Raw genomic sequence first — 20,630 nt, 5'->3', positions numbered from 1 at the left:
CCAACGAAAGACACGGCCACTTCACAGCGGCTCGCAAGCTGCAAATCAAGGAAGCGCTTAACGCAGGCGCGAGGGAGCTAAGAGCTGCCAAAAGCTAAGAGCCAAAAGCTAGAACCCGCTTTCCGTTCCCTGCGCCGGCGTCGTGATCCGCTTCATTTCCTGCTGGTTGATCTTGATCTTGCCGCTTTTCTCCATCTGCTTTTGCAGGTTGGTGGCGAAAACTTCCAGGAACTCGTCGCGTTTTTTCTGCAGCAACTGCTCTCGCAGGCGGTCCTTGGAAGCGGCAAATTGCGCTGCCGGAGGCTCTTGCTTGTCCAGCAGCATGACCACCGCGCCACTGCGCCCGGTGCTGATCGGCCCGCTGATGTCACCCGGCTTCATTTCAAACACCACCTGAGCCGGCCCGGTCAGCGCCCCGATGTCCGGCACCTGGCTGGTCGTTCCTACAAGGTCGCTGGTCTTCACCTCCGCCCCGGTTTCTTTGGCGGCCTTCTTCAAGTCGTGCAGCGATTTTGCTTTCTCGGAAAGGTCGGTGGTCTTTTGCTGCAGCATCTGCTGCGCTTTGTCAGACTTGTACTCCTGCTCCACCCTTGTCCGAATCTCCTCGAACGACGGCGCCCGTGCCGCTTCCACCTTCGTCACCTGGTAGACGACGTATCCTTGCGGGACGTGAACTCTGTCGGGCGTGCTTTTGTCGCGTGCCCCAAAAAGCGCCGACATCAGCTCCGGCGCATTGCCCACTCCGGGCAGGGAATCGTTGCGCGTCACCAGCCCGGTCTCCACCACCTCCAGCCCGTTATCCTTGGCCGCCTTTTCCAAGCTGCCAGTCTTGGCCTCGGTCTCCACCTTGTTCGCCAGCGAGTCGGTGCGGGTGGCGGCCTTGTCGGAGGCTAGCTGCTGTTCGATCTGGGGTTTGACCTCATCCAGCGGCTTCACGTGCGCGTCCTGTTTGTCGTCCACGTGAATAATGTGGAATCCGAAGGTCGAGCGCACAATGCCGCTGGTCTGCCCTTTCCCCAGCGAAAATGCCGACTGCTCGAACTCCGGCACCGTCTGCCCGCGCTGGATCCACCCCAGCGATCCGCCGTTGTCCTTGCTGCCGGGATCTTCCGAGTTCTTCTTCGCGATCTCGGCGAAGTTACCGCCGCTCTGCACTTGCTTGAGGATGCCCTCCGCCTTTTCCCGCGCCGCCTTGACCGCCGCCTCGTCCACCTTGCCGTCGGCACCCGGGGTGGGGATCTTGATCAGTATGTGCCGCACGTTCACCTGCTCGGGTACCCGGTACTGGTCGCGATGCGAGTTGTAGTACGTCTGCAGCTCCTGCGGCGTGACTTGCACCTGTTGCTGAACTTTGTTGCTGTCGATTACGACGTAGCGTGCTTGCCGCTTTTCCGGAATTGCGTTCGCATACTGCTGCTTGTGCTGCTCAAAATACGTCTTCAGCTCGGCCTCGCTCGGATGCACCTGCTTGCTGAGGTCCTCCAGGGTGAGCACTGCGTAGTCGAACTTCACCTTCGTGTTTTCGCGGCGGTACTGGTCCTGGAGCTCCTGGTCCGAAACTGTGACGCCGCCTTCGACCGCCGCCCGCAGCTTGCGGATCAGCAGGTCGGCCTTGAGCAGCGACTCGAAATTCTGTACTCCCATCTGGAAATTCTGCTGCACGAAGTTCTCGTACCCGTCCTGCCCGACGAAATTGCCGCCCGGAAACAACGACGGTCCGAACGCGCCATGCTGCAATTCGTCGCGCAGCTCGGCATCGCTGACGCTGAAGCCCATGCGATGCGCTTCATCGATCATTGCCTTCTGGATAATCAGCTGTTGTGCCGCTCGCTGCATCAGGAAGGGCATGAACTGCGAAGGGAAACCGCGCGGAAACTGCTGCTTACCCATTTGTCGCGCTGTGTCCTGTACTTCGTTGACGGTGACCTGCTGATCGCCCACCTTGGCAATCACGTTGCCCTGCGGACTGCCGAAGCCGAATGCGTCGCCCAGGATTCCGCCCGGCACCAGCGTGATGACCATGGCCCCGCAGATGATAACGAGCAGCCCGCCAAGCACGATCTTCTTCGTCTTGCCGGGAGTTTGCAGAAATCGAATCATGTCTCTAGTAACTCCAGATAGGTACGCGTAATTTTTTCATTATAAACGAGAGCCGCAGCGGCGGATGTTTACGGCGGCGTGACTTGCCGCTCCCAAACGCGGTACGATCCCCACCCGCGCATGGCAAGGAAGCTGGGACAACTCGCGGCGCCCTATCGCATTGCCAGGGGTGCAGATTTCCGTCTCAAGGATTACGATCCCGCCCACACCGGCGGGCTCCGTTCCAAGGAGCACGCCGCTGCCGCTCTCCAGCAAGGGATCGAGCGGCTCACCGAGTTGCAGGACAAGCTCTACGCCCAGGACCAGTGGGCCGTTCTGCTTATTTTTCAGGGCATGGACGCCGCCGGAAAAGACAGCACCATCAGGCACGTCATATCAGGAGTCAATCCCCAGGCTGTCCAGGTCTACTCCTTCAAGCAGCCATCAGAGGAGGAGTTGAACCACGATTACCTGTGGCGCACCTCCCTGTGCCTTCCCGAACGCCGCCGCATCGGCATCTTCAACCGTTCTTACTACGAGGAAGTGCTGGTGGTGCGTGTCCACCCCGAACTGCTCAAGCGGAAAAAAATCCCTTTTTCCCTGATCACCAAGGACATATGGGAACAGCGTTTCGAGCACATTCGTTCGTTTGAACAGTATCTGGCCGCTAACGGGATCGTGGTGCGCAAGTTTTTCCTGAACATCTCCCACAAGGAACAAGCCAGGCGGTTCATGGCGCGCTTGGAGGAGCCGGAGAAAAACTGGAAATTTTCTGCCGGGGACGTCCACGAGCGCAAATACTGGAAGGACTACATGCAGGCCTACGAGGACATGGTCCGCAACACCGCCACCGCGGATGCGCCATGGTACGTTGTTCCGGCAGACCACAAGTGGTACGCGCGAACCGTGGTTGCAGCCGCCGTGGTCGAGACCCTGGAATCCCTGCACCTGTCCTACCCTAAGCCTACTCCGAAGGAGCGCAAGGAACTAAAACACGCGCGCCAGCTCCTGGAACAAGGGAAGATCTAGCTACTCAATGAAGTGTCCTGAGCGAAGATGCCCGGTTTGACGATGCGCGCCACCGATGCGCGCCACCGAGTCGAAAGACCTGCTTTCGCTATACGCGACCATCCACAGGCAATCAATTTCGCCGAACCCAAGCCGCAATTTGAAATTCTCAAATTTCCTCAATTCCGGTAATCCTCAGTCCCGCCGAGTGCGCTTTGTGCCGGATGTTGAGGGTAATGAGCAGCGCCGTGATTTGTTCCACGATGCGCGAATTCTCCAGCTTGCCGCCATCGATAGGGCGTACCCCCGGAATTTTCCGTGCCAGTTCGTACGCCACTTCCTTTGCATTGTCGCTGTCCGTACATACGATCACGTCGCATTCGACCGGCACCGCGGTCTCCAGCAGGCTTGCCGAAATGTTCTGAAAGGCGCCTACGACGGTGACGCCCGGCGGCGCCATCTCGGCCGCCTGCTGCGCTGCCGACCCCTGCCAGACCCCGAGCACGCGCGAGCCTTTGTCGCCCACGCCGCTAGCCAGCGGCACTGTTGCGCATACCAGCACCGCGCCCAGACGGAAGTGGCTGCGCAACTGCTTCAGCGTCGCGGCTTGGCCTTCAAACGGGACCGTGAGCACCACCACGTCGCTGGCGCCCACCGCGGCGGAATTCTCCATGCCTTCCACCGCAGTTTCAGTTTCCGAAAGCCTGCCAATCTCCTGCGCCGTCAAGCGCGCCCGGTTCTCGTCTCGCGAGCCGATAATGACGTGCAGCCCCGCTCGCGCCCAGCGCGTCGCCAGCCCGCGCCCCTCCGGTCCCGTTCCCCCGACAATTGCCACGGTAGTGATCATGTTCGAGCCCAGTACCGTCGTCCAGTTCATCATCGGAAACGAGCGACAAAGGTACCCGTTGTATTGCCTGACGGATTAACTTGGTCGAATAATTTCAGTTTGCTGTACGTGGTGTTTCTTTCCGCCGGCACGCGCCCCAACTCACGGATACGCCGGTGGAACTGCTCCGGGCTGAGATACTCGCCCGAGGTCGCTCCCGCCAGTCGCGAGATGTTCTCGTCCATGAGTGTGCCGCCGTAATCGTTGGCGCCGGCGCGCAGGCAAAGCTGCGCAGTCTCCCGGCTGAGCTTGACCCACGAGACCTGCACGTTGCGGATGGAACCGGCCAGCATTACCCGTGCGAGCGCGTGAATTTTCAAGTGCTCCGCCATGGTTGGTCCCGGTCGCGCCATCCCTTCCTGGAACAGCAGCGTGTTCTGGTGCACGAAGCCCAGCGGCACGAACTCGGTGAAACCGCCAGTCTGGGCCTGAATCTCGCGCAGCAGCAGCAGTTGGTTGACCCAGTGGCCGGTTGTCTCGATGTGCCCGTACATCAGCGTCGACGTGCTGCGAATGCCGCACTGGTGCGCGGTGGTGATGATCTCGCGCCAGCGCGCGGTGGAAAGTTTGTTGCGCGAGATCAGGGTGCGAACGTCGTCGTCGAGAATTTCCGCCGCCGTGCCGGGCAGCGTGTTGAGGCCGTTATCGCGAAGCATGCACAGGTAATCACGCGTGCTCATGCCGGTGAGTTCAATACCGTAAGCAACTTCCATCGGCGAAAACGCGTGCGTGTGCATGTCGGGAACAGCGGTTTTCACGGCGCGCAGAATGTCGCGGTAATAAAAAGGAGACAGGTCTCGCGGCAGGCCCCCCTGGATGCAAACTTCCGTGGCACCGCGGTCGCGGGCTTCGCGCGTGCGACGGCCTACGTCTTCGAGCGTAAGAAAGTAGGCGTCGTCCTCGCGCGGGCCGCGGCTGAAGGCACAAAACTTGCAGCCGACGAAACACACATTCGTGAAATTGATGTTGCGATTGACGACGTAGGTGACCACGTCACCGGCGATCGCGCGCCGCACCTCGTCCGCCGCAACGACCAGGGCGATCAGGTCGGTGCCTTCGGCGGAAGCGAGGCGCAGGCACTGCTCGCGCGTGAGGCGGCCGCCGTCGTGCGACGCGAGAACGGTTTCCAAGGACGCGCGAACTTCGGCGCACGTATCCTTGGCTACCTCTTCCCATTTCGCTGCGACGATTGGTTCGAAATTCGTCATTCGATCACATTCGATGCGTGACGTCGTCTGAAGATTGTAATGCCGGCTATTTACCGGAACAGGTCGCGTTCCCGTGCGCGGATCAAGTCCCTTCCGCTGCCCCTTCCCGGTTCGTACTCGAAGCCCCGAATGATACATGCAGGCATGCGCGACAGTTTGCCGCACGCCAGTCCTGCCATTCCGGCCAGTTCGTCGGCCGCGGCTTCCAGGCTGACGCGCAGCGCATAGCCGTAGGGATCGCGCTGCGCGCGGAAGTCGCGGAACGGCTTCATTCCGGCAACGCCGATCGCCACCTCTGCCAGACCTTCGCGCCAAGGACGGCCGAAAGTATCGGTAATGATAACCGGAACGGCGAACCCGAGGCGGCGTCGCAGTGCGTCATGAATTTGTCGAGCGGATTTGTCGGGATCGCGCGGCAGCAGCACGGCGCTGCGTCCGCCATCGACATTGGACACGTCCACGCCGCTATTGGCGCACACCAAGCCGTGCGCGGTCTCGGTGATGAGCACGTTGCGGCGCCGGCGAACGATCCTGGTCGCTTCCGCCAGCCCCAGTTCGACCACGCGCGCGTCGAGCTTGTGCTGCTGCGCGCGGCGCACCGCCGCCGGCCGCGGACGAACCTTGTCGAGGGCAATGATCTGACGCTCCGCCTTGGAAACTATCTTGTGGGTGATGACCAGGATGTCGCCGCGGCGGAAGCGCAGCCGCGAACGCTTCACGGCGTCGCGAATGATGTCAGGTATGGAATCTCCCGGCAGAATGTCGCCGATGCCGGGAATCGGAATGGCGGAAACGACGGGCATAAGCGCCCGATCAATGTATCAGGAGAAGCCGCCGATGGTTGTGGCGCGGCAGCTTGCCGCCGCCGGCAGTTGGCTAGGAATTGGCGCGCCGACGGATGGGCTCTTGCCGTGGCAGACCACAGGCGGTGCACTTGAAGTTTTCCACGCGGTCGGCGATGTAGGTACCGAGATACAGCGTAAAGGCGGAAAGAAAGGTCACTGCCACGACAGAAGCCATGTCCCCCTCCAGGGAAGAACCGCGAATCGAACGCGCCCACGATATCGCGGCACAGGGGTGAAGAATACGTGACGCGGGTAACGCAGCATGACAGAGGTAACAGGTGGGTTCAGCGCGGATCCGGGCTCACGGCCCGGGACTTGTCTTTTCACGCACTTGCTTTGCCGCGCCAACGCTCCGGGAGTTTCCACTCGCAGAGCAGTTTTTGGGTTCGGGTCCGCATGGGAAAACCGAGCAATTGGGCAAGATCGGCGGGGCGATCGATATCAAGCGCAATTCCCGGCAAATCCGCGTTGTCGAGCACAACACACGCTTTGCCGGTGGCAAGCGCCGCAGCATGATGCGGCTGGAAGCTGTCGTTGCCGAAGCGCAGCGGGAACAGGGCGGCGGGACGGCGCAGGACCGCGTTGGTGCCGCGGCCATCGGCGGCGGGCACCAACACCGAACCTTGTTCTGGCATTTTGGCCAGCACCGCTTCGACCTCGGATGAGCGGAGCAGCGGGATGTCGCCGGGCAGCACCAGGGTGAACTCGGCGCCGCGTCTCTGCGCTTCGGCAGTAGCCATGGCGATGGCCTCGCTCTCGCCGAGATTGTCATTGTCCACGATGATGTCGAAACCGTAATGGCGCGCCAGGCCAGCGGCGAATGCGTCGTTGCTGACGAGCGCAATTACGGGCCGTGGCTTCACCTCCGCCAGTGCCGCGCAGATGTCCTTCAGCATGGTACGGGCCAGCGCGGTGCGCTGCTCCTGCGTCAGCACCGAGGCCAGGCGCTGCTTGGCAGTGGACATTTCTTTGACTGGGACCAGGATCATTGCGGCTTGAGCGCTCCTGCGGGCATGACTGAGGCGATCGCCACGCGCGCCAGTTCGGCCTTGGCGTCGTCGGTGGACATGATCGTGTTCGTGAACACGGTCCTGACGTCACAGGGGTCAGAGACCGGTGCCAAACGATCGGCGGTGTCGGCGATCAAAATGTCGAGGAAATCCGCATAGGCTTCCGCCACGCCCGCCATGGAAACCGGAAGATGCTGCGCCTTCATCAGTTCACCCGCGGGACCGGAGACGGCAGCGCCGCCGACGATGGGGCTGACCGCGGCAATCTGCGCCGTGGTCTCACGAAGTGCGTCGCGAATTCCGGGAACGCTCAGGATGGGGCCGATGCTGGTGACCGGATTGCTGGGCGCGATCAGCACCGCATCGGCATCGCGAATGGCCGCGATCACTCCCGGCGCGGGCTGCGCCCGTTCGGCGCCGGAGAATCTCACCCCGGTGGCGGGCACGCGATAGCGCTCGCGAACGAAGTATTGCTGGAAGGTCAATTCGCCGCCGGGCGTGAGCACACAGGTTTCCACGCGATCGTTGGACATAGGCAGAATGCACGTGTGCAGGCCCATTTCCGACGCGAGTTCCGCGGTGGCTTCGGCGAGAGTATGGGAGGCCAGCAGCTCGGTGCGGCGAAGATGAGTGGCCAGGTCGCGGTCGCCAAGTTGGAACCACGACGGCGCACCGAGTCGCCGCATGCGCTCCATGCAGGTGAAGGTATCGCCCTCGACGCCCCATCCGCGCTCGCGGCTCAGCAGGCCGGCAAGCGCGTACAGAATGGAATCGACATCTGGGGAGACATGAAGTCCCCACCAGGTAAGGTCGTCGCCAGTGTTGACGATGACCGTGAGTTCCTCCGGCGCGATGACGCGCACCAAACCCTGCACGAATTTTGCGCCGCCGGTTCCGCCAGTCAGGACGGTAATCATTTCATTTTCAGCTTCAGCCGAGTAGCTAGCGGCTGGTGGCTCGTAGCAACTACAAATGTTTTACGCACTCGCGAGCCGCGTCGCGACAGATGGTGTGATTGCGTAGCCTTCGCTATCAGCAGCAGCGCGAGTCTTGTCCGCCGCAAGACCACCGGCGGTCGCGACATGCGGCAAGAACTCCGGATAGACAGGAAGGCGCTGTCGCAAGACAAAACCGGCGGCACGGGTACGTTCTTCGAGTTCATGCAGATGAGGCCAAGGGCGCTCGGGATTGATGAAATCGGGTGTCAGCGGCGAAACTCCGCCCCAGTCGTTGATTCCGGCCGAGAGCAGTTGGTGGTAATCGGGCGCGGAGAGGTTTGGCGGCGCCTGCAGGTTCATGTTGCGTAGGATGAGCCGCGCCACGGCCACGGTGCGCAACATCTCGCCGGTGGTGGGCTCCGGTTGTCGCGACATGGGAATCTCCGGTTTCACCCGGAAGTTCTGCACGATTACCTCCTGGATGTGACCGTAACGGCGGTGCAGCTCAGCGATGGCGAACAGAGAATTCACGCGGTCGCGCCTGGTTTCGCCGATGCCGACCAGGATTCCGGTGGTGAAGGGAATTGCCTGCCTGCCCGCGGCCTCGATGACCCCAAGCCGCAGCGCCGGAACCTTGTCGGGTGCCCCGCGATGCGCTGCCCCGCGCATCAGTTTGTTGCTGGTGCTCTCGAGCATCAGGCCAAGGCTGGGGGAGACGGCGCGCAGGCGTCGCAGCCACTGGGGGCTCATCAAGCCCGGATTGGCGTGAGGTATGAGACTGGTCTCACGCAGCACCAGTTCGCACATCGCTTCCAGGTAATGCAGGGTGGACTTGTAGCCGAGATGGCGCAGGGCTGCGCGCATCTGGGAGAAGAGAAGCTCCGGCTTGTCGCCAAGGCTGAACAGCGCTTCACGGCAGCCCAGGCGTTCGCCGGCGCGGCAGACGCGCAAGACTTCCTCAGGCGCCATGGTGTGGGCGCCGGTCTGGCCGGGGTCGCGGCGGAAGATGCAGTATCCGCAATAGTCGCGGCAGAGGTTGGTGAGCGGGAGAAACACCTTGCGCGAGTAAGTAATGACGCCAGGGTGGAATTGTTCTTTGACATGAACGGCGGTGGCGAGCAGTTGGGGCAGGTCGCGGTCGTCGCACGCGATGAGGCGCAATGCCATGTCGCGCGTGATGGGAAGACCGGAACGGAGTTCGTCGAGATAGGAACCAAAATGCCCGGAGCCAGTACCACCGGAGCGTGCCACGGCTCTCCGACCCTTGCGACCGCGGGTTGGGGACCCGCGCCACACACTCGGCTCGTATTCGCGAACTCGGGCGCGATACGCGCTGGGGCTGTCGAGGTCGCGCCAGATGGCATCGGTGGAGACGCCCACAAACTTCACCCGCCTGGAGTTCCGATAAACGATGTCGCGCGCGGTGGCGGCCGACTCGAATTCGGCGCGCAGGCTCGCGGAAAAAATCACCGGGTGGCCGCTGCGGTCATGGAATCTTGGGATGGCGATGGCCTGTCGGGCCGAGCGTGCGCGGAAGCCGGTAACCAGCTTTTGAATGATCTTGCGCGTGAGCAGCGGGTAGTCCACCGGGTAGAGCATGAAATCCGCGGCGGGCGGGATTTGGGCGAGCGCGGACTGGAGCGACGACATCTGCCCGGAACGCCAAGCCGGGTTCACAACCACTGTGATGCCGGCGGGCACGTGTTCGCGGATGCGCTTGGCCTCACAGCCGAGAACGACGATCGGCGGTCCCAATCCGGCGCAGTTTCGGAGGGCAATGTCGAGCGCGGTGCTTTCCCCGAACCTGGCGAGCGCCGTGGGAAATCCCAGGCTTGAGGGTCCAGCGGCGAGGATGACCGGGACGATTCTGGAAGCGCCGGGCATGAGAGTCAGGTTAAAGGGGCAAGGCACAAGGCGCAAGGCCAGGGGAATGGGATGGCGACTGGGGGCGGGTTCCAGGCGCCCGTGAAACGCGTCTTTGACTTGCAATACATCATCCAACATAATCGGTGCACGATGGATATTTACCAGGAGATCGTGGGATTGCGGCAGGCGGGCCGGCGCGGGGCGCTGGCCACGATCACCAATGTCCGCGGCTCGATTCCGTCGTTCCAGACCTCGAAGATGCTGGTGCGCGATGACGGCTCCATCGTGGGCACGATTGGCGGGGGATGCGTGGAGGCCGAAGTCTGGCAGGCGGCACGCGAGGTAATGGAAGAAGAAAAACCGCGCACCCTGACCTTCAACCTGAACCAGAATCCGAAGTACGATACCGGGCTGGTCTGCGGCGGAACGCTGGAGGTGTTCATCGAACCGGTGCTGCCTATTCCCGTGCTGTACCTGTTCGGCGCCGGACACGTGGCGTACAACACGTTCAAAGTGGCGCGCGGGGCGGGGTTTGAAGTAGTGATCGTCGATGACCGCGAGAGCTATGCCAACCGCGAGCGCTTTCCCGAGGCGCGCGAGGTGATTGCCGACGACTTCGACCAGGCTTGCGCGCGATTGACGCCGAATGAAAACTCCTACGTGGTGATCGTCACCCGCGGACATCGGGACGACATGCGCGTGCTGCGTTGGGCGGTCACGACGCCGGCGCGCTATGTCGGGATGATCGGGTCGCGGCGCAAGACGATTGCGATCTACAAAGAACTGGAAAGCCAGGGCATGGACGCGGCCTTGTTCGAACGCGTGAATGCCCCGGTTGGACTGGAAATTGGGGCAGTAACGCCGGAAGAAATCGCGGTGGCGATTGTGGCGGAGTTAATCGCGTTCCGGCGGAATTGCGAGACCGCGGTGGCGCGCAAGAAGTTGGAACGAGCGCGGGAAAAAGAAGTGCCGAGCAGCGAGTAAGCGAGACAGGTGCGGTGAGCCGCACGGTATAATTGAAGAAGCGCGCCCGTAGCTCAGCTGGATAGAGCGATTGCCTCCGGAGCAATAGGTCGGGAGTTCGAATCTCTCCGGGCGCGCCATTCCTTGCCTGTGAACTCTCTTTGCGCCCCTAGCTCAACTGGATAGAGCATCAGTCTTCGGAACTGAGGGTTGGGGGTTCGAGTCCCTCGGGGCGCGCCAGTATACTTCTTTGCTTTCCATCCGCAGCCCGCGTACAGCCCCCCGGTTCTCCACCGGAAGGCTAACCCGAAGGGAATCAAGAGCCGCAACCCCTAAGCGGCAATTCAGCGATAGAATTCAAGAAGTTAGGGAAGAGCAGCAAGGTCAAGCGGGCCCTTCGACGAATGCAAACCTCAGGGCCAAAGGTCGCGATCACGCTGTGCGTGGTGCTGAGTGCCGGAGTGTCGCTGGCGCAAAGCCTGGGAGACGTAGCGCGACAAGACCGGGAGCGCAGGTCGCAACTGCCGCAACATGCCCGCGTCATCAGCAATGATGATTTGAAGCAAGAACATATTCTGGACGCAGCCCACCATCAAACTTCTTCCGCAGCGGAGGACCTCGCAACGCAGGATGTTGCGACACCGACGGCTGTGAGCGCCCTTCGTTCGGCAACGTCGGTGGGCGCGAATGTTCCTTTGTGGGGAGTTGCGGAGCAACCCGGGTTCTCACTTGGCGCGTACGCGAGAGCGCTGCGTCAGCAACGAAGCCAGCGTGAACAGCAGAACGCCGCGGTTCAGCAACCTGGATCCGAGCCGGCGAAATCTTTCAGTGCCAGCATTCGTTCAAACAATGAAGCAGGCTCGCCGGTCGTCACGAACAGCCAGAGTGAAAAGTGGAATTCGGCGGAACTTTCGGTGCGGGTCATCCGCAATCACGCAGCGGCTGGGATGAGTGCAGATGGTTCGAAGATCGTGACGCACCCGCTGGAGATTGATCCCGGTCCGCCGCTGGTTCGCGCCGCGCGGGGGGATTCACTGTGGCGCCTGGCGCGAGTGCATCTGGGCGATGGCAGACTGTGGCCGATGTTGTGGGAATCGAATCCTGAAATCCGAAACCCGGGCCGATTGATGATCGGACAACTGCTGCGCATCCCGGCTCGCCAATTGAACTTCGCCAAGCTGCAGGGCGGCAAAAAGCTGGCGGCGGCCAGCAGGCGCGAACTGGTCCGTCGGGCAGGCGTCATTCAAGTCGCACTCGCGCAACGAGTCAACGCCAGAACATCAACATCTCCCTTGGCAGGCTTGGAAGAATACGGCTACTTGCCGACTCGCTCTTCCACCTGGGCCGCCACCGGCCTGGCGACGTTGGTGAAGCCGTCGGAATACCCGACGCGGTAACCCCCTACATAAGCAGCACAAAAACTCTGCTGGTCGATGCCACGGCTGGGCGCCGGCGGGCATTCCGGAAGCAGCGCAGAGAAACTGACGTCGCTGCGTCCGTCCTCCAATCCCCGATGTTGCCCGGAAAAGTAACCCATCGAAAAGCCACGGTCGAAAACCGGGTCGGCGGACGGATTGCCGGTATCGGCTAAGGGTAGCGATTCGACCTGGTCAACGGCGCGAAATGCGCGTCCGGCAAAACCATCTGCGTATCCGACGCGCAGGCCTTCGCGGAATCCGGCTTGGAAAGAATGCTTGTCGCCGAACACGTGGCGGTAGCCTTCCGATTCCTTCGCTTCTTTGGCTCGGCGGATGTCGCGAGCGGAGCGGCCGAGTTGGATATCCACATCGGCGAGATGGAAGCCCTGTTCGTAGCCGTGTAGATAACCGTGGATGAATGCCGACCTGCGCACGATGGCGCCGGTACGAGGACAAGCGTAGTGGGGGTCGGCCGATTCGGCGGCGGTGGCGAGACCTGCTGCCAGGAGTGCAGTAACGAGGAGCGCGGAGCGTAGCATGCGCGATCGAACCTCGACTGCAAGCAATAGATGATGGCGGCGGGGAAAACGGATGTCAGCCCAGCAGCCGATTTGAAAGTTAATCCTTTTGCGTGATGGTGACCGCTCGTCCCTTGCGAAACGTGACCGTGAGAGGGTGGCCGCCATTGGCGTACTTCACGACCTTTTCTTCCGGGACGCTCTGTTCCGGCTGCGGCACGCCCATGCCAACAGCGAAGTCGGCCTGGATTTCATTCATCCCAGGCTTAACCTCGTGGTTACGAATTGCGTCCCAGATTTCAGCCGGCCAGAAATTGTAGAGCTGGTGCGGATCTTCATAGAAGAACATCTGGTCGGCATAGATCTGGAATGAGCCACCGGATTCAGTGCCGACCGGCACAGCATAGCTACGGCCATCATGATCGAAGACGGCGACGATCTGGTGATAGTTAGGCTTATTCGGCGTGGGCTGAGCCAGCACGCTCTTGATGCGCACTTCCTCGATCGGTCCGAGCACGCCGACCTCACGCGAAAAATCGACGCGCCGGCGTGTGGGGTCGAACGGATAGTAGGTGTAGCGGTAGCCCTCCTGAACCCACACCGGCTGCTTCGTCAACTCGCGCGCCGAAGCCAAATCGTAGGCGTGCAGCTTGCGGGGCACTACGTACGCTTCGCGGTTCAACGGGCGCGCGGCGGACCTGGATATTTTCTGGGCGGCCGGCTTCTCGCGCGCGCGGAAGACGAAATAGAGCCGCACCGCGGCGAACGCCAAGGCCACGAGAAAAATGATTTGCAGGATGCGTACTCCGGCTGACGTGCCGCGCTTGCTTCGTCGTGCCATGAAAGTGAGGCTCCCCCGGGGCTGCAGGCCTTCAAGTGGGGCTGCTTCCAAGCCCACCCAAGGGGCCATTGTACCGACGTTCCTAGCTTCGGGCGGGCTAAGGTGTTATTTGAAATGGCCTAAGACATTAGCTCAATTCTCGAATGCCGAGGATCGGGAGAATACTCCCGTCATCGACCCCGGTAAGAGTTCGCGAAGGCTCCTGCACTAAAAAAACCTGGGGGAAACGGTGCAGGGGAAAGCGGAATCAGATGGGGGCTTCCCCGGCGACTTACGGGTTGCCGGGGATTCGTATTAAGAGCTGCTTTGTAGAAGCTGCGGGGGAAATTGCAGCGTCGCGGAACAACGTCCGGCCTCGCGGTCCTGGCCATCCTGCTGGGAATCAGTACCTGTTTTTCTCAAAATCCATCGGCGCACGAACCTTCGGGCGCTGTGCAAAATCCGTACGATACGCGGCTGAGCGTATTGCAAGCGAAGTGGAAGACGCAAACTTCGATCCAACGCGCAGTCGCCGTGCGGCGAATCTACGGTCTCCGGGAATTCGTCAGCTCAACGGATGCGGTGAAGAGCTGGATTGCGGGTGTGGCTCAAGATTTGTCGGAAAGCCGTTCCGTGCGTGACGAGGCGCAGCACTATCGCGCGCTGATGGAACGGCAAGGGGGCCGCATCCAAGAGGGCCGCATCACGGATGTGCCCGCTCTGCCCGCGGAGTTGCTCACGGAAGCCCGGGGTGCGGCGGCACAGGAACCTGATTCGGCCGAATGGAACGAGGCCCTGGGGCTGATCGAACGCGAACGCGGGCTGGGAGCAGCCGGCGAGCACCTGGAGCGGGCGGCGCAACTGGCGCCGACGGCCGAGCGCTGGATGGAAGTTGCGGAGGGCTGTGGCGACAGCACATGCACCTTCGCCGCGCTGAGCGCCGCGTTGCAGGCAGACGCTACCAATCCGGAGGCGAAGATTGCGCTCGCGGAGTATTACGTTGGGCGAAAACAGGATGCGAAAGCGCGGGACCTGTTGCGCGAAGCGGCGCAAAGCGAACCCGGCGATTACGTGTCTCGCAAGCGGCTGGGCGATCTCTACGCTTCGGCGGGCATGGTTGCCGAGGCGCTGGCGGAATATCGCGACCTGGGAAAGGCATTTCCGGCTCCGCTATGGCTGCGGCGGGAACTGGCCTTGTCCTACGAGAGGCTCGGCTTCCTCGGTCGCGCAATGGCGCTGGCGAAATCGGACCTGACGCAGAATTTTGATGATCGCGTTGCGCGCGACATCCTGATCCGCATTTATCGCGCGCGCGGTGATGCCAGCAGCCTGCGCGCGCTCTATGCGGAGTGGATGCGGCTCGACCCCAACGATACGCAGGCAATGGCGCGCATCGCGGAATTGGACGCGGGGCAGGGAGATTTGCGCACCGGCGAGTCGCTGATGCGCCGCGCCATCGCCTTATCCCCTAACGACGCTGTGCTGCGACAGCAGTTCGCCAACATGCTGGCGGCAGAGGGGAAGCAAGTACAAGCGCGCGAGCAATTGGCGAAGGCGCTGCAGACGAATCCGAACGATGAAGAGGTGCGGCGGCGGCTGGCCTACGAACGCGGCGTCGGGGTCACCCGGGATGTCGACGCAGCCTACCTGGTTGACGCGGGGGAACTGGCCCGCGTGGCACAGCGGGCGAAGTTGGACGAAAATTCGCATGCCACCGTGCTCGCCGAGGTCCGCGTCGAACGCGTGCTGGAAGACGGCCTGGCATCGGTACGCGTGCAGCAGATTTTTCAGATCAACACCCAGCAGGGCGCCCGCGACTATGCGAGGCGCGCGGTGCAGTACGCCGCGGGAACACAAGCATTGCGAGTTCTGGCCGCGCGGCTGTTCAAGAGAGATGGCCGCGTGATCGACGCCGAGGATTCGGGCGATACCGCGGAAGAGGGCACGGCCGGGATGTACTACGACGCGCGCTCGCGCATGCTGCGGTTTCCCGGCGTTGAGATCGGCGACGTCCTCGAGTTGGATTACCGGCTCACGCCGGAATCAAAGACGAACCCGTACGGGCGCTACCTGGGGAGCCTGGTGATGTTTCGCTCGTCGCTGCCGCAGCGGCTGCAGCGGTATGTCCTGGTGACACCGGCAGCGCAGAACTTCAATATCGTGGCGGCGAGGATGCCGGCCGCTGAAGTTCGCGAACAGGATGGCCACCGGCTTTACGAATGGGAAATCCGCGACGTGGCAGCTTTGCCGAACGAGCCCAAAGGACCACCGGCCAGCGAAACCGCTCCGTATGTTCACGTCTCCAGTTTTGCGACGTGGCAGGAGCTGGGAAGATGGTATGCACAACTGATTGCGCCGCAATTCGCGCTGGATCATGCGCTGCGCGAGGCACTCGACGAAGTGGTGTCGGACAAGGCGACTGACCAGGAGAAAATTCACGCCATCCACCAGTTCGTGCTGCGTAACACGCATTACGTCGCGCTCGAGTTTGGTGTTTATGGTTACAAGCCCTACCCGGTGAGCCAGGTATTCGAGCGGCGTTTTGGGGATTGCAAGGACAAGGCCAGCTTGATGGTGGCGCTGCTGAGCGCTGCCGGCATTGCAGCCGACATTGCGCTGGTACGCACGCGACGATTGGGGGATATCGGCGAGCAAGCGACTTCAATCTCCGTGTTCAACCACGCCGTGGTGTACGTCCCCAAGTACGACCTGTGGCTCGACGGCACCGCCGAATACGCGGGATCGCGCGAGTTGCCGCTGGAAGACCAGGGCGCGATGGCATTGACAGTTTCTCTGGACGGTAACGCGCAACTGCGGCGAATTCCTGTGGCGCTGCCGATGGAAAACTACACGCACCGCCAAGTACAGGCGAAGATCCTGCCCGATGGCAGGGTGGAATTCAGCGGTTCCGCGTACGTGCGGGGCGAAGACGCGCCCGGGCTGCGCCGGGAGTACGAGGTGACAGAACGGCAGCGCGATTCGGTGCGCAATCGGCTGGCCGAGGTGCTTCCCCGCGTGCGAGTGGATGCGGTGCAGGTGTACGGCGCCAATGACCTGGAGCACGACGTCACGGTGAAGTTCAGCGGGGAAGTGGAAATGTTTGCCGGGCGGCCATCGCTGACGCTGCAGACATCGTGGATGCAGCGCTCGTACGTGCAGAAGCTGGCATCGCTGCCGTGGCGCGCGCAGGACCTGCTGCTGCCGGCGCCTTGGACCACGGAAGAAGAACTGCATTTTGCGCTTCCCGCGGGTGCGCGACTGGATTCTGTGCCGCAGGACAAGACGCTGGAGACGCCGTTCGGCACCGCCATCCTGCGTTACCAGCGCCAGGAGAGCGAACTGATCGTGACCACCTCGGTGCAATTTCGGAAGCTGCGCATCACTCCTTCGGAATACGCAGCATTCCGCGATTTCTGCGCGAAGCTGGAGAGCGCCTTCCGCGCGGAAATTAAGGTGGGCCTGAAGGGATGAGGCGGGGTCTTGCACTGCCGACCCTGTTGGCCTCGGCCGTGGCCTTGGCGGCAGGCGATCTGCCGGCGCACCGGCCAAGCCCTCACGTCGAGGCTGGCGTAGTAAATCCGCTGCTCACGCAGGCGCGCAAGGCGCTGTTCGAAGATTCGCAGCTTGACCGCGCGCGACAACGGGCCCAGGAAGAACTGAGGCAAAACCCAGGCGATGTCGAAGGGCTGTTCGTCGAAATGGAGGCGGCGGCGCTGGAAGTTGACACCACCGCCGAACTGAATGCGGCGCTCAAGCTCTGCGAATCCCGCGCGACGATGCAGCGCGATCCACGCGTCAACATTGCGGCGGCGCGTGTTCTCGACCTGGCCGCGAACACCCAGGATTTTGTTGCCGCTACCCCGCGCATCCAGGCCATGCTGGCACCCGGTGTTCGGCGTGGCCAGGCGCATCCGCAGGCGAGCTACTTGCGCGCGGCACTGGTGGTAGCCGCGGCCGACGGCGCACCGGGGATCAACCTGGAGAAGATGGCACGCGAAGCGGGGCTGATGACCGAGTGGCGGGTCGCTGGTCCGTTCGGCAACTATCCTAACCTGGAATTCGACCAGCACTGGTCGCCGGAGCGCGATTCGCTGCGGCCGGCGGTTTCTGAAGGTCATGCCGTGGAGCGCCTACATTTCGACGACGGCATGTTCCGCCTGCCGTCTTATTTTTCACGCAGCGGCGTTTTCTATGCCGCCGCCGACGCAAACGTGACCGCTGCGCGCGAACTGGTGGTGCGGGTGGAGAGCGCGGGCACGCTGGAAGTTCTGATCGACGGAGCCGTCGTAGTGCGTAAGGACGACCGCTTCCGCGTATCGCCGGAAATCGCCTGGCGCACGGTTGAATTGCGGCCCGGAGCACATCGGGTGCTGGTGAAGTTTCTCGCCTCCGCGGCGCCGTTCCGAGTGGCATTGGTTCCGGCTATGGCTGACGCTCCGCCCAAGGCGCGCGCCACGGCCCCCGATTACGCGCCGGAGAGCACCTACATCGCGTTGGCGCAGAAGTACTGGGCCGGCGATTACGGCGGCGTGATCACCAGTCTGGGCGCGAAGCCACCCGGAACTGCCGCCGTGAATTTTCTGTTGTTCCAGGCATGGGCGCACCTCGCCGGAGACTCCCCGGAAATCGCGGCGATGCTCAATGCAACTTTGGAAGCTGCGCCGGAGGCGCTGGCGGCGGAATACGCAAAGGCGGCGCGAGCGTTCTCGGCCGACCGCACCGACGAGGCGCTTTCGCGGCTGCGGCGAGTGCTCAGCGCGCGCGAAAACTTCGCTCCGGCGCAACAATTGCTCACGGAAATTGCCATCAGCCTGAATTGGCCGGCGCTCAGCGAAAAGGCGCTGGAGATACAGTTGCGAGTGCATCCGTCATGTGACGTGCTGCTCCAGGGCTACAAGTTTTTTGCCGGACATGCGCGCTACGAGCGCGCCCAGGAGTTGCAACGCCGGCTTGCCGATTGTGCGCCCGATTCATTGGCTTACGAGCGCAGCCTCAGCGACTCGGGGGAGCATGCACAGGCCGCCGCTGCGATCGAGGCGGCGGTGAAGCGGCGTCCGCTGGATCGCAGCGCGCGCGAGTTGCTGGTGCACGAGCTTGCCATGGCGGATGAACCGGAGAAGGCTCGCGTAGCGGCGCAGGAACTTGCAACGCTGGCGCCCAATTCTGCTCGTTACCGCCGAATGGCGCAGATCGCGACTACAAATGTTGACGCGCTGCTCGATGAAAACGGTGCGCGCAGCAGGGAGCTTGCCGGCGAGCCGTTCTATGCCAAGTACCGGCGCGATGGCGTGCAAATGGTGCGCAAAACGAACGAACGCAAGTTTTCAGGCGGGCCGGCGCTCGTGCTGCTCAACGATCGAGTCGTGCGACTGTGGGAAGACGGTAGCGTGTCGCTCTACGTTCACAAACTCACGCGCATGCTAGGCCGCGACGGCATCGATCAGTACGGCGAAGCGGCGGTACCCGCCGGCGCCGAGATTCTGGAGTTGCGTACCGTCAAGGCCAACGGCAGCGTTGCAGAGCCAGAACTGACTCCGCAAAAGACGACCGTCTCGATGCCGGCGCTGGCGGTGGGCGATTCGATCGAGGAGGAGTACGTCGTGCACTATCGCGACGGCGGCGGGATCGAAGCGCATGGGGAGGCTTTTCGGCACACGTTCGGGTCATTCGCGGCGCCGATCCTTTATTCGCGCTTTGTAACCATCACGCCTCCGACCGATGCGGTGTTGCGCGCTGAAGCCTCACCGGGAATTCTGCCTCCGCGCATCGAGATTACCGGCAACACGCGGGTGCGCGTCTGGGAGAAGAACGACATTCCACAATCGGTGGAAGAAGCGGCGACTGCGCGCGGCGATGTGATAGCCAGCGCCGGTCTCCAACTCGCGGCGGGATGGGACGGCATTCGAGATAAGTTTCGCAATGGGTTAGTGGATGCGCTGCGGGTCGGGCCGCGGGTGGCTCAACGTGCGGTGCAGGTGCGTGCACAAGAGCCGCAGGCGAAAGCGCACGAAATTTTTCGCACCGTCACGAGCCTGATCCATGCCGGAGGAGGGTTCAATCCGGAGGACATGAAGCCGGCGGAAGAAACTCTGGCGAGCGGCTCGGGATGCCGAACCTTCGTCGTGCTGGCAATCGCTCGCGCCGCCGGGCTCGAAGCCGACCTGGTCTTGGCGCGCAACGCGGGCCAGGTGGTTCGTGACCGCAGCGTTTTCCCGGAGTTTTATAACCGGCCGCTGCTGAGGTTCCATTTCGCGGACGGCCGTGAGATTTTCGCCGATGCCGAAACCGACGGCCTGGCCTTCGGCGCCATCCCGCCGTCCATCGAGCGTCACGATGCGCTGTTAGTTCCGGTCCTACGTGAGCCGATCCCGGTGCAGGTTGCCGCGATCGCGCCCGCGATGGTGCCGCTGCCGGCCAACGCCGAGGAGCAAAGCGTAGCCGACGCTGACGTCACCCTCGAAAGTGACGGCAGTCTCAGAGCCGATGTAACCATCCGCATGGGCCCGTGGCGGGCTGCGCAGATGCGGTCAATCCTGGCCGGCATTGCACCGCAACAGCGAGCGCGCTTCTACCAGCAACTCGCGACCCGCATTTTCCCTGGGGTCGACGAAGTGACGGCCTCCGCGCGCAACGAACACGACCCCGACCGCAAGCTGGAACTCGCGCTTCGCTGCCGCGCCCCGCGCTACGTCAACCCGGGGCAAAGCACAATGGAAATCGACCAACTGGTTCCCGCACTGGGGCTGAAAAAGATGTACGGTGGCGCGCCACGAAAATATCCGCTGTACATCGACACGCCCCTGGTGGAGAGCGCCAACTTCCGCGTGCACCTGCCGACCGGGATGACGGTCGTCCGCGACACGCCCGAGTTGAACGTGAGCGGGGCCTTCGGACGCTATTCGCTGGTGGTGCGCCAGCCTTCGCCCGAGGTGCTCTACATTCAGCGGTCGTTCTCCATCCCCGTGCAGGTAGTGGGACCGGAGCGCTACGCGGAATTCAGCAGCTTCGCCTCGAAAATCGAGGAGGTAGAGCGGCAAAGGATCACGCTGCAAAAGAATTAGGTGGCGACTC

Annotated in this window: 15 protein-coding genes and 2 tRNA genes; 7 read left to right on the top strand and 10 right to left on the bottom strand. The window is 62.4% G+C overall.

Annotation, left to right across the window (positions count from 1 at the left end):
• Window positions 1–108: 108 nt before the first annotated feature.
• A complete protein-coding gene (locus VFI82_09465) occupies window positions 109–2,100 on the bottom strand; it encodes a peptidyl-prolyl cis-trans isomerase (GenBank protein ID HET7184903.1) in 1,992 nt (663 codons plus the stop codon).
• A gap of 120 nt (window positions 2,101–2,220) precedes the next feature.
• Between VFI82_09465 and VFI82_09460 the strand changes: the two genes are divergently transcribed.
• On the top strand, window positions 2,221–3,108 hold the full coding sequence (locus tag VFI82_09460; protein ID HET7184902.1) for a polyphosphate kinase 2 family protein: 888 nt from the start codon (window positions 2,221–2,223) through the stop codon (window positions 3,106–3,108).
• A 148-nt stretch (window positions 3,109–3,256) separates the two neighbouring features.
• On the opposite strand, the gene npdG is transcribed toward VFI82_09460, so the two are convergent.
• The 7 genes from npdG to cofG all read right to left on the bottom strand — a co-directional run bounded on the left by npdG (window position 3,257) and on the right by cofG (window position 9,963).
• Window positions 3,257–3,934: an NADPH-dependent F420 reductase gene (gene npdG / locus VFI82_09455; protein ID HET7184901.1), complete on the bottom strand. Its 678-nt coding sequence runs from the start codon at window positions 3,932–3,934 to the stop codon at window positions 3,257–3,259.
• Between the two features lie 29 nt (window positions 3,935–3,963).
• Window positions 3,964–5,181: a 5-amino-6-(D-ribitylamino)uracil--L-tyrosine 4-hydroxyphenyl transferase CofH gene (cofH, locus tag VFI82_09450; GenBank protein HET7184900.1), complete on the bottom strand. Its 1,218-nt coding sequence runs from the start codon at window positions 5,179–5,181 to the stop codon at window positions 3,964–3,966.
• A 50-nt stretch (window positions 5,182–5,231) separates the two neighbouring features.
• The gene (cofE, locus tag VFI82_09445) at window positions 5,232–5,984 is read right to left on the bottom strand and encodes a coenzyme F420-0:L-glutamate ligase (GenBank protein ID HET7184899.1); all 753 of its coding nucleotides are present in this window, start codon (window positions 5,982–5,984) and stop codon (window positions 5,232–5,234) included.
• A gap of 73 nt (window positions 5,985–6,057) precedes the next feature.
• A complete protein-coding gene (locus VFI82_09440) occupies window positions 6,058–6,201 on the bottom strand; it encodes a hypothetical protein (GenBank protein ID HET7184898.1) in 144 nt (47 codons plus the stop codon).
• A 148-nt stretch (window positions 6,202–6,349) separates the two neighbouring features.
• Complete coding sequence (cofC, locus tag VFI82_09435; protein ID HET7184897.1) at window positions 6,350–7,015, bottom strand: 2-phospho-L-lactate guanylyltransferase; 666 nt, start codon at window positions 7,013–7,015, stop codon at window positions 6,350–6,352.
• Window positions 7,012–7,953 (bottom strand): 2-phospho-L-lactate transferase, encoded by a 942-nt coding sequence (cofD, locus tag VFI82_09430; protein ID HET7184896.1) that lies wholly within the window; start codon window positions 7,951–7,953, stop codon window positions 7,012–7,014. The genes cofC and cofD overlap by 4 nt, the downstream gene beginning before the upstream one ends.
• A 60-nt stretch (window positions 7,954–8,013) precedes the next feature.
• Window positions 8,014–9,963, bottom strand: coding sequence for a 7,8-didemethyl-8-hydroxy-5-deazariboflavin synthase CofG (gene cofG / locus VFI82_09425; GenBank protein ID HET7184895.1), 1,950 nt, complete (start codon window positions 9,961–9,963; stop codon window positions 8,014–8,016).
• Between cofG and VFI82_09420 the strand changes: the two genes are divergently transcribed.
• The 4 genes from VFI82_09420 (at window position 9,940) to VFI82_09405 (ending at window position 12,200) form a co-directional block, all read left to right on the top strand.
• Window positions 9,940–10,824 (top strand): XdhC/CoxI family protein, encoded by an 885-nt coding sequence (locus VFI82_09420; GenBank protein ID HET7184894.1) that lies wholly within the window; start codon window positions 9,940–9,942, stop codon window positions 10,822–10,824. The two genes, cofG and VFI82_09420, sit on opposite strands and share 24 nt — an antisense overlap.
• Window positions 10,825–10,866: 42 nt before the next feature.
• A tRNA-Arg gene (locus VFI82_09415) sits at window positions 10,867–10,943 on the top strand.
• 23 nt (window positions 10,944–10,966) lie between these two features.
• Window positions 10,967–11,043, top strand: a tRNA-Arg gene (locus VFI82_09410).
• Between the two features lie 164 nt (window positions 11,044–11,207).
• Window positions 11,208–12,200 (top strand): hypothetical protein, encoded by a 993-nt coding sequence (locus VFI82_09405; GenBank protein ID HET7184893.1) that lies wholly within the window; start codon window positions 11,208–11,210, stop codon window positions 12,198–12,200.
• Here VFI82_09405 and VFI82_09400 read toward each other — a convergent pair.
• Both VFI82_09400 and VFI82_09395 read right to left on the bottom strand, forming a co-directional pair.
• Entirely contained in the window at window positions 12,119–12,760 is a 642-nt protein-coding gene (locus tag VFI82_09400; GenBank protein HET7184892.1) for a hypothetical protein, read from the bottom strand. The genes VFI82_09405 and VFI82_09400 overlap by 82 nt on opposite strands.
• Window positions 12,761–12,839: 79 nt before the next feature.
• Window positions 12,840–13,580 (bottom strand): hypothetical protein, encoded by a 741-nt coding sequence (locus tag VFI82_09395; protein ID HET7184891.1) that lies wholly within the window; start codon window positions 13,578–13,580, stop codon window positions 12,840–12,842.
• Window positions 13,581–14,093: 513 nt separating this feature from the next.
• On the opposite strand from VFI82_09395, the gene VFI82_09390 reads away from it, so the two are divergent.
• Window positions 14,094–17,030: a DUF3857 domain-containing protein gene (locus tag VFI82_09390; GenBank protein HET7184890.1), complete on the top strand. Its 2,937-nt coding sequence runs from the start codon at window positions 14,094–14,096 to the stop codon at window positions 17,028–17,030.
• On the top strand, window positions 17,027–20,620 hold the full coding sequence (locus tag VFI82_09385) for a hypothetical protein (GenBank protein HET7184889.1): 3,594 nt from the start codon (window positions 17,027–17,029) through the stop codon (window positions 20,618–20,620). Before VFI82_09390 ends, VFI82_09385 begins: the two co-directional genes overlap by 4 nt.
• The last annotated feature ends 10 nt before the right edge of the window (window positions 20,621–20,630 follow it).

The sequence above is a fragment of the Terriglobales bacterium genome, from assembly GCA_035691485.1.
Lineage (GTDB): Bacteria > Acidobacteriota > Terriglobia > Terriglobales > Acidobacteriaceae > JAIQGF01.
This window is presented reverse-complemented; position numbering and strand designations above follow the sequence as displayed.

Bases quoted from the DNA above. Each gene is read 5' to 3' on its own strand.
- VFI82_09395 (HET7184891.1), bottom strand. From the start codon at position 13,580: ATGGCACGACGAAGCAAGCGCGGCACGTCAGCCGGAGTACGCATCCTG.
- cofD (HET7184896.1), bottom strand. From the start codon at position 7,953: ATGATTACCGTCCTGACTGGCGGAACCGGCGGCGCAAAATTCGTGCAG.
- VFI82_09405 (HET7184893.1), top strand. From the start codon at position 11,208: ATGCAAACCTCAGGGCCAAAGGTCGCGATCACGCTGTGCGTGGTGCTG.
- VFI82_09385 (HET7184889.1), top strand. From the start codon at position 17,027: ATGAGGCGGGGTCTTGCACTGCCGACCCTGTTGGCCTCGGCCGTGGCC.
- VFI82_09460 (HET7184902.1), top strand. From the start codon at position 2,221: ATGGCAAGGAAGCTGGGACAACTCGCGGCGCCCTATCGCATTGCCAGG.
- cofH (HET7184900.1), bottom strand. From the start codon at position 5,181: ATGACGAATTTCGAACCAATCGTCGCAGCGAAATGGGAAGAGGTAGCC.
- VFI82_09400 (HET7184892.1), bottom strand. From the start codon at position 12,760: ATGCTACGCTCCGCGCTCCTCGTTACTGCACTCCTGGCAGCAGGTCTC.
- cofE (HET7184899.1), bottom strand. From the start codon at position 5,984: ATGCCCGTCGTTTCCGCCATTCCGATTCCCGGCATCGGCGACATTCTG.
- npdG (HET7184901.1), bottom strand. From the start codon at position 3,934: ATGATCACTACCGTGGCAATTGTCGGGGGAACGGGACCGGAGGGGCGC.
- cofC (HET7184897.1), bottom strand. From the start codon at position 7,015: ATGATCCTGGTCCCAGTCAAAGAAATGTCCACTGCCAAGCAGCGCCTG.
- VFI82_09465 (HET7184903.1), bottom strand. From the start codon at position 2,100: ATGATTCGATTTCTGCAAACTCCCGGCAAGACGAAGAAGATCGTGCTT.
- VFI82_09440 (HET7184898.1), bottom strand. From the start codon at position 6,201: ATGGCTTCTGTCGTGGCAGTGACCTTTCTTTCCGCCTTTACGCTGTAT.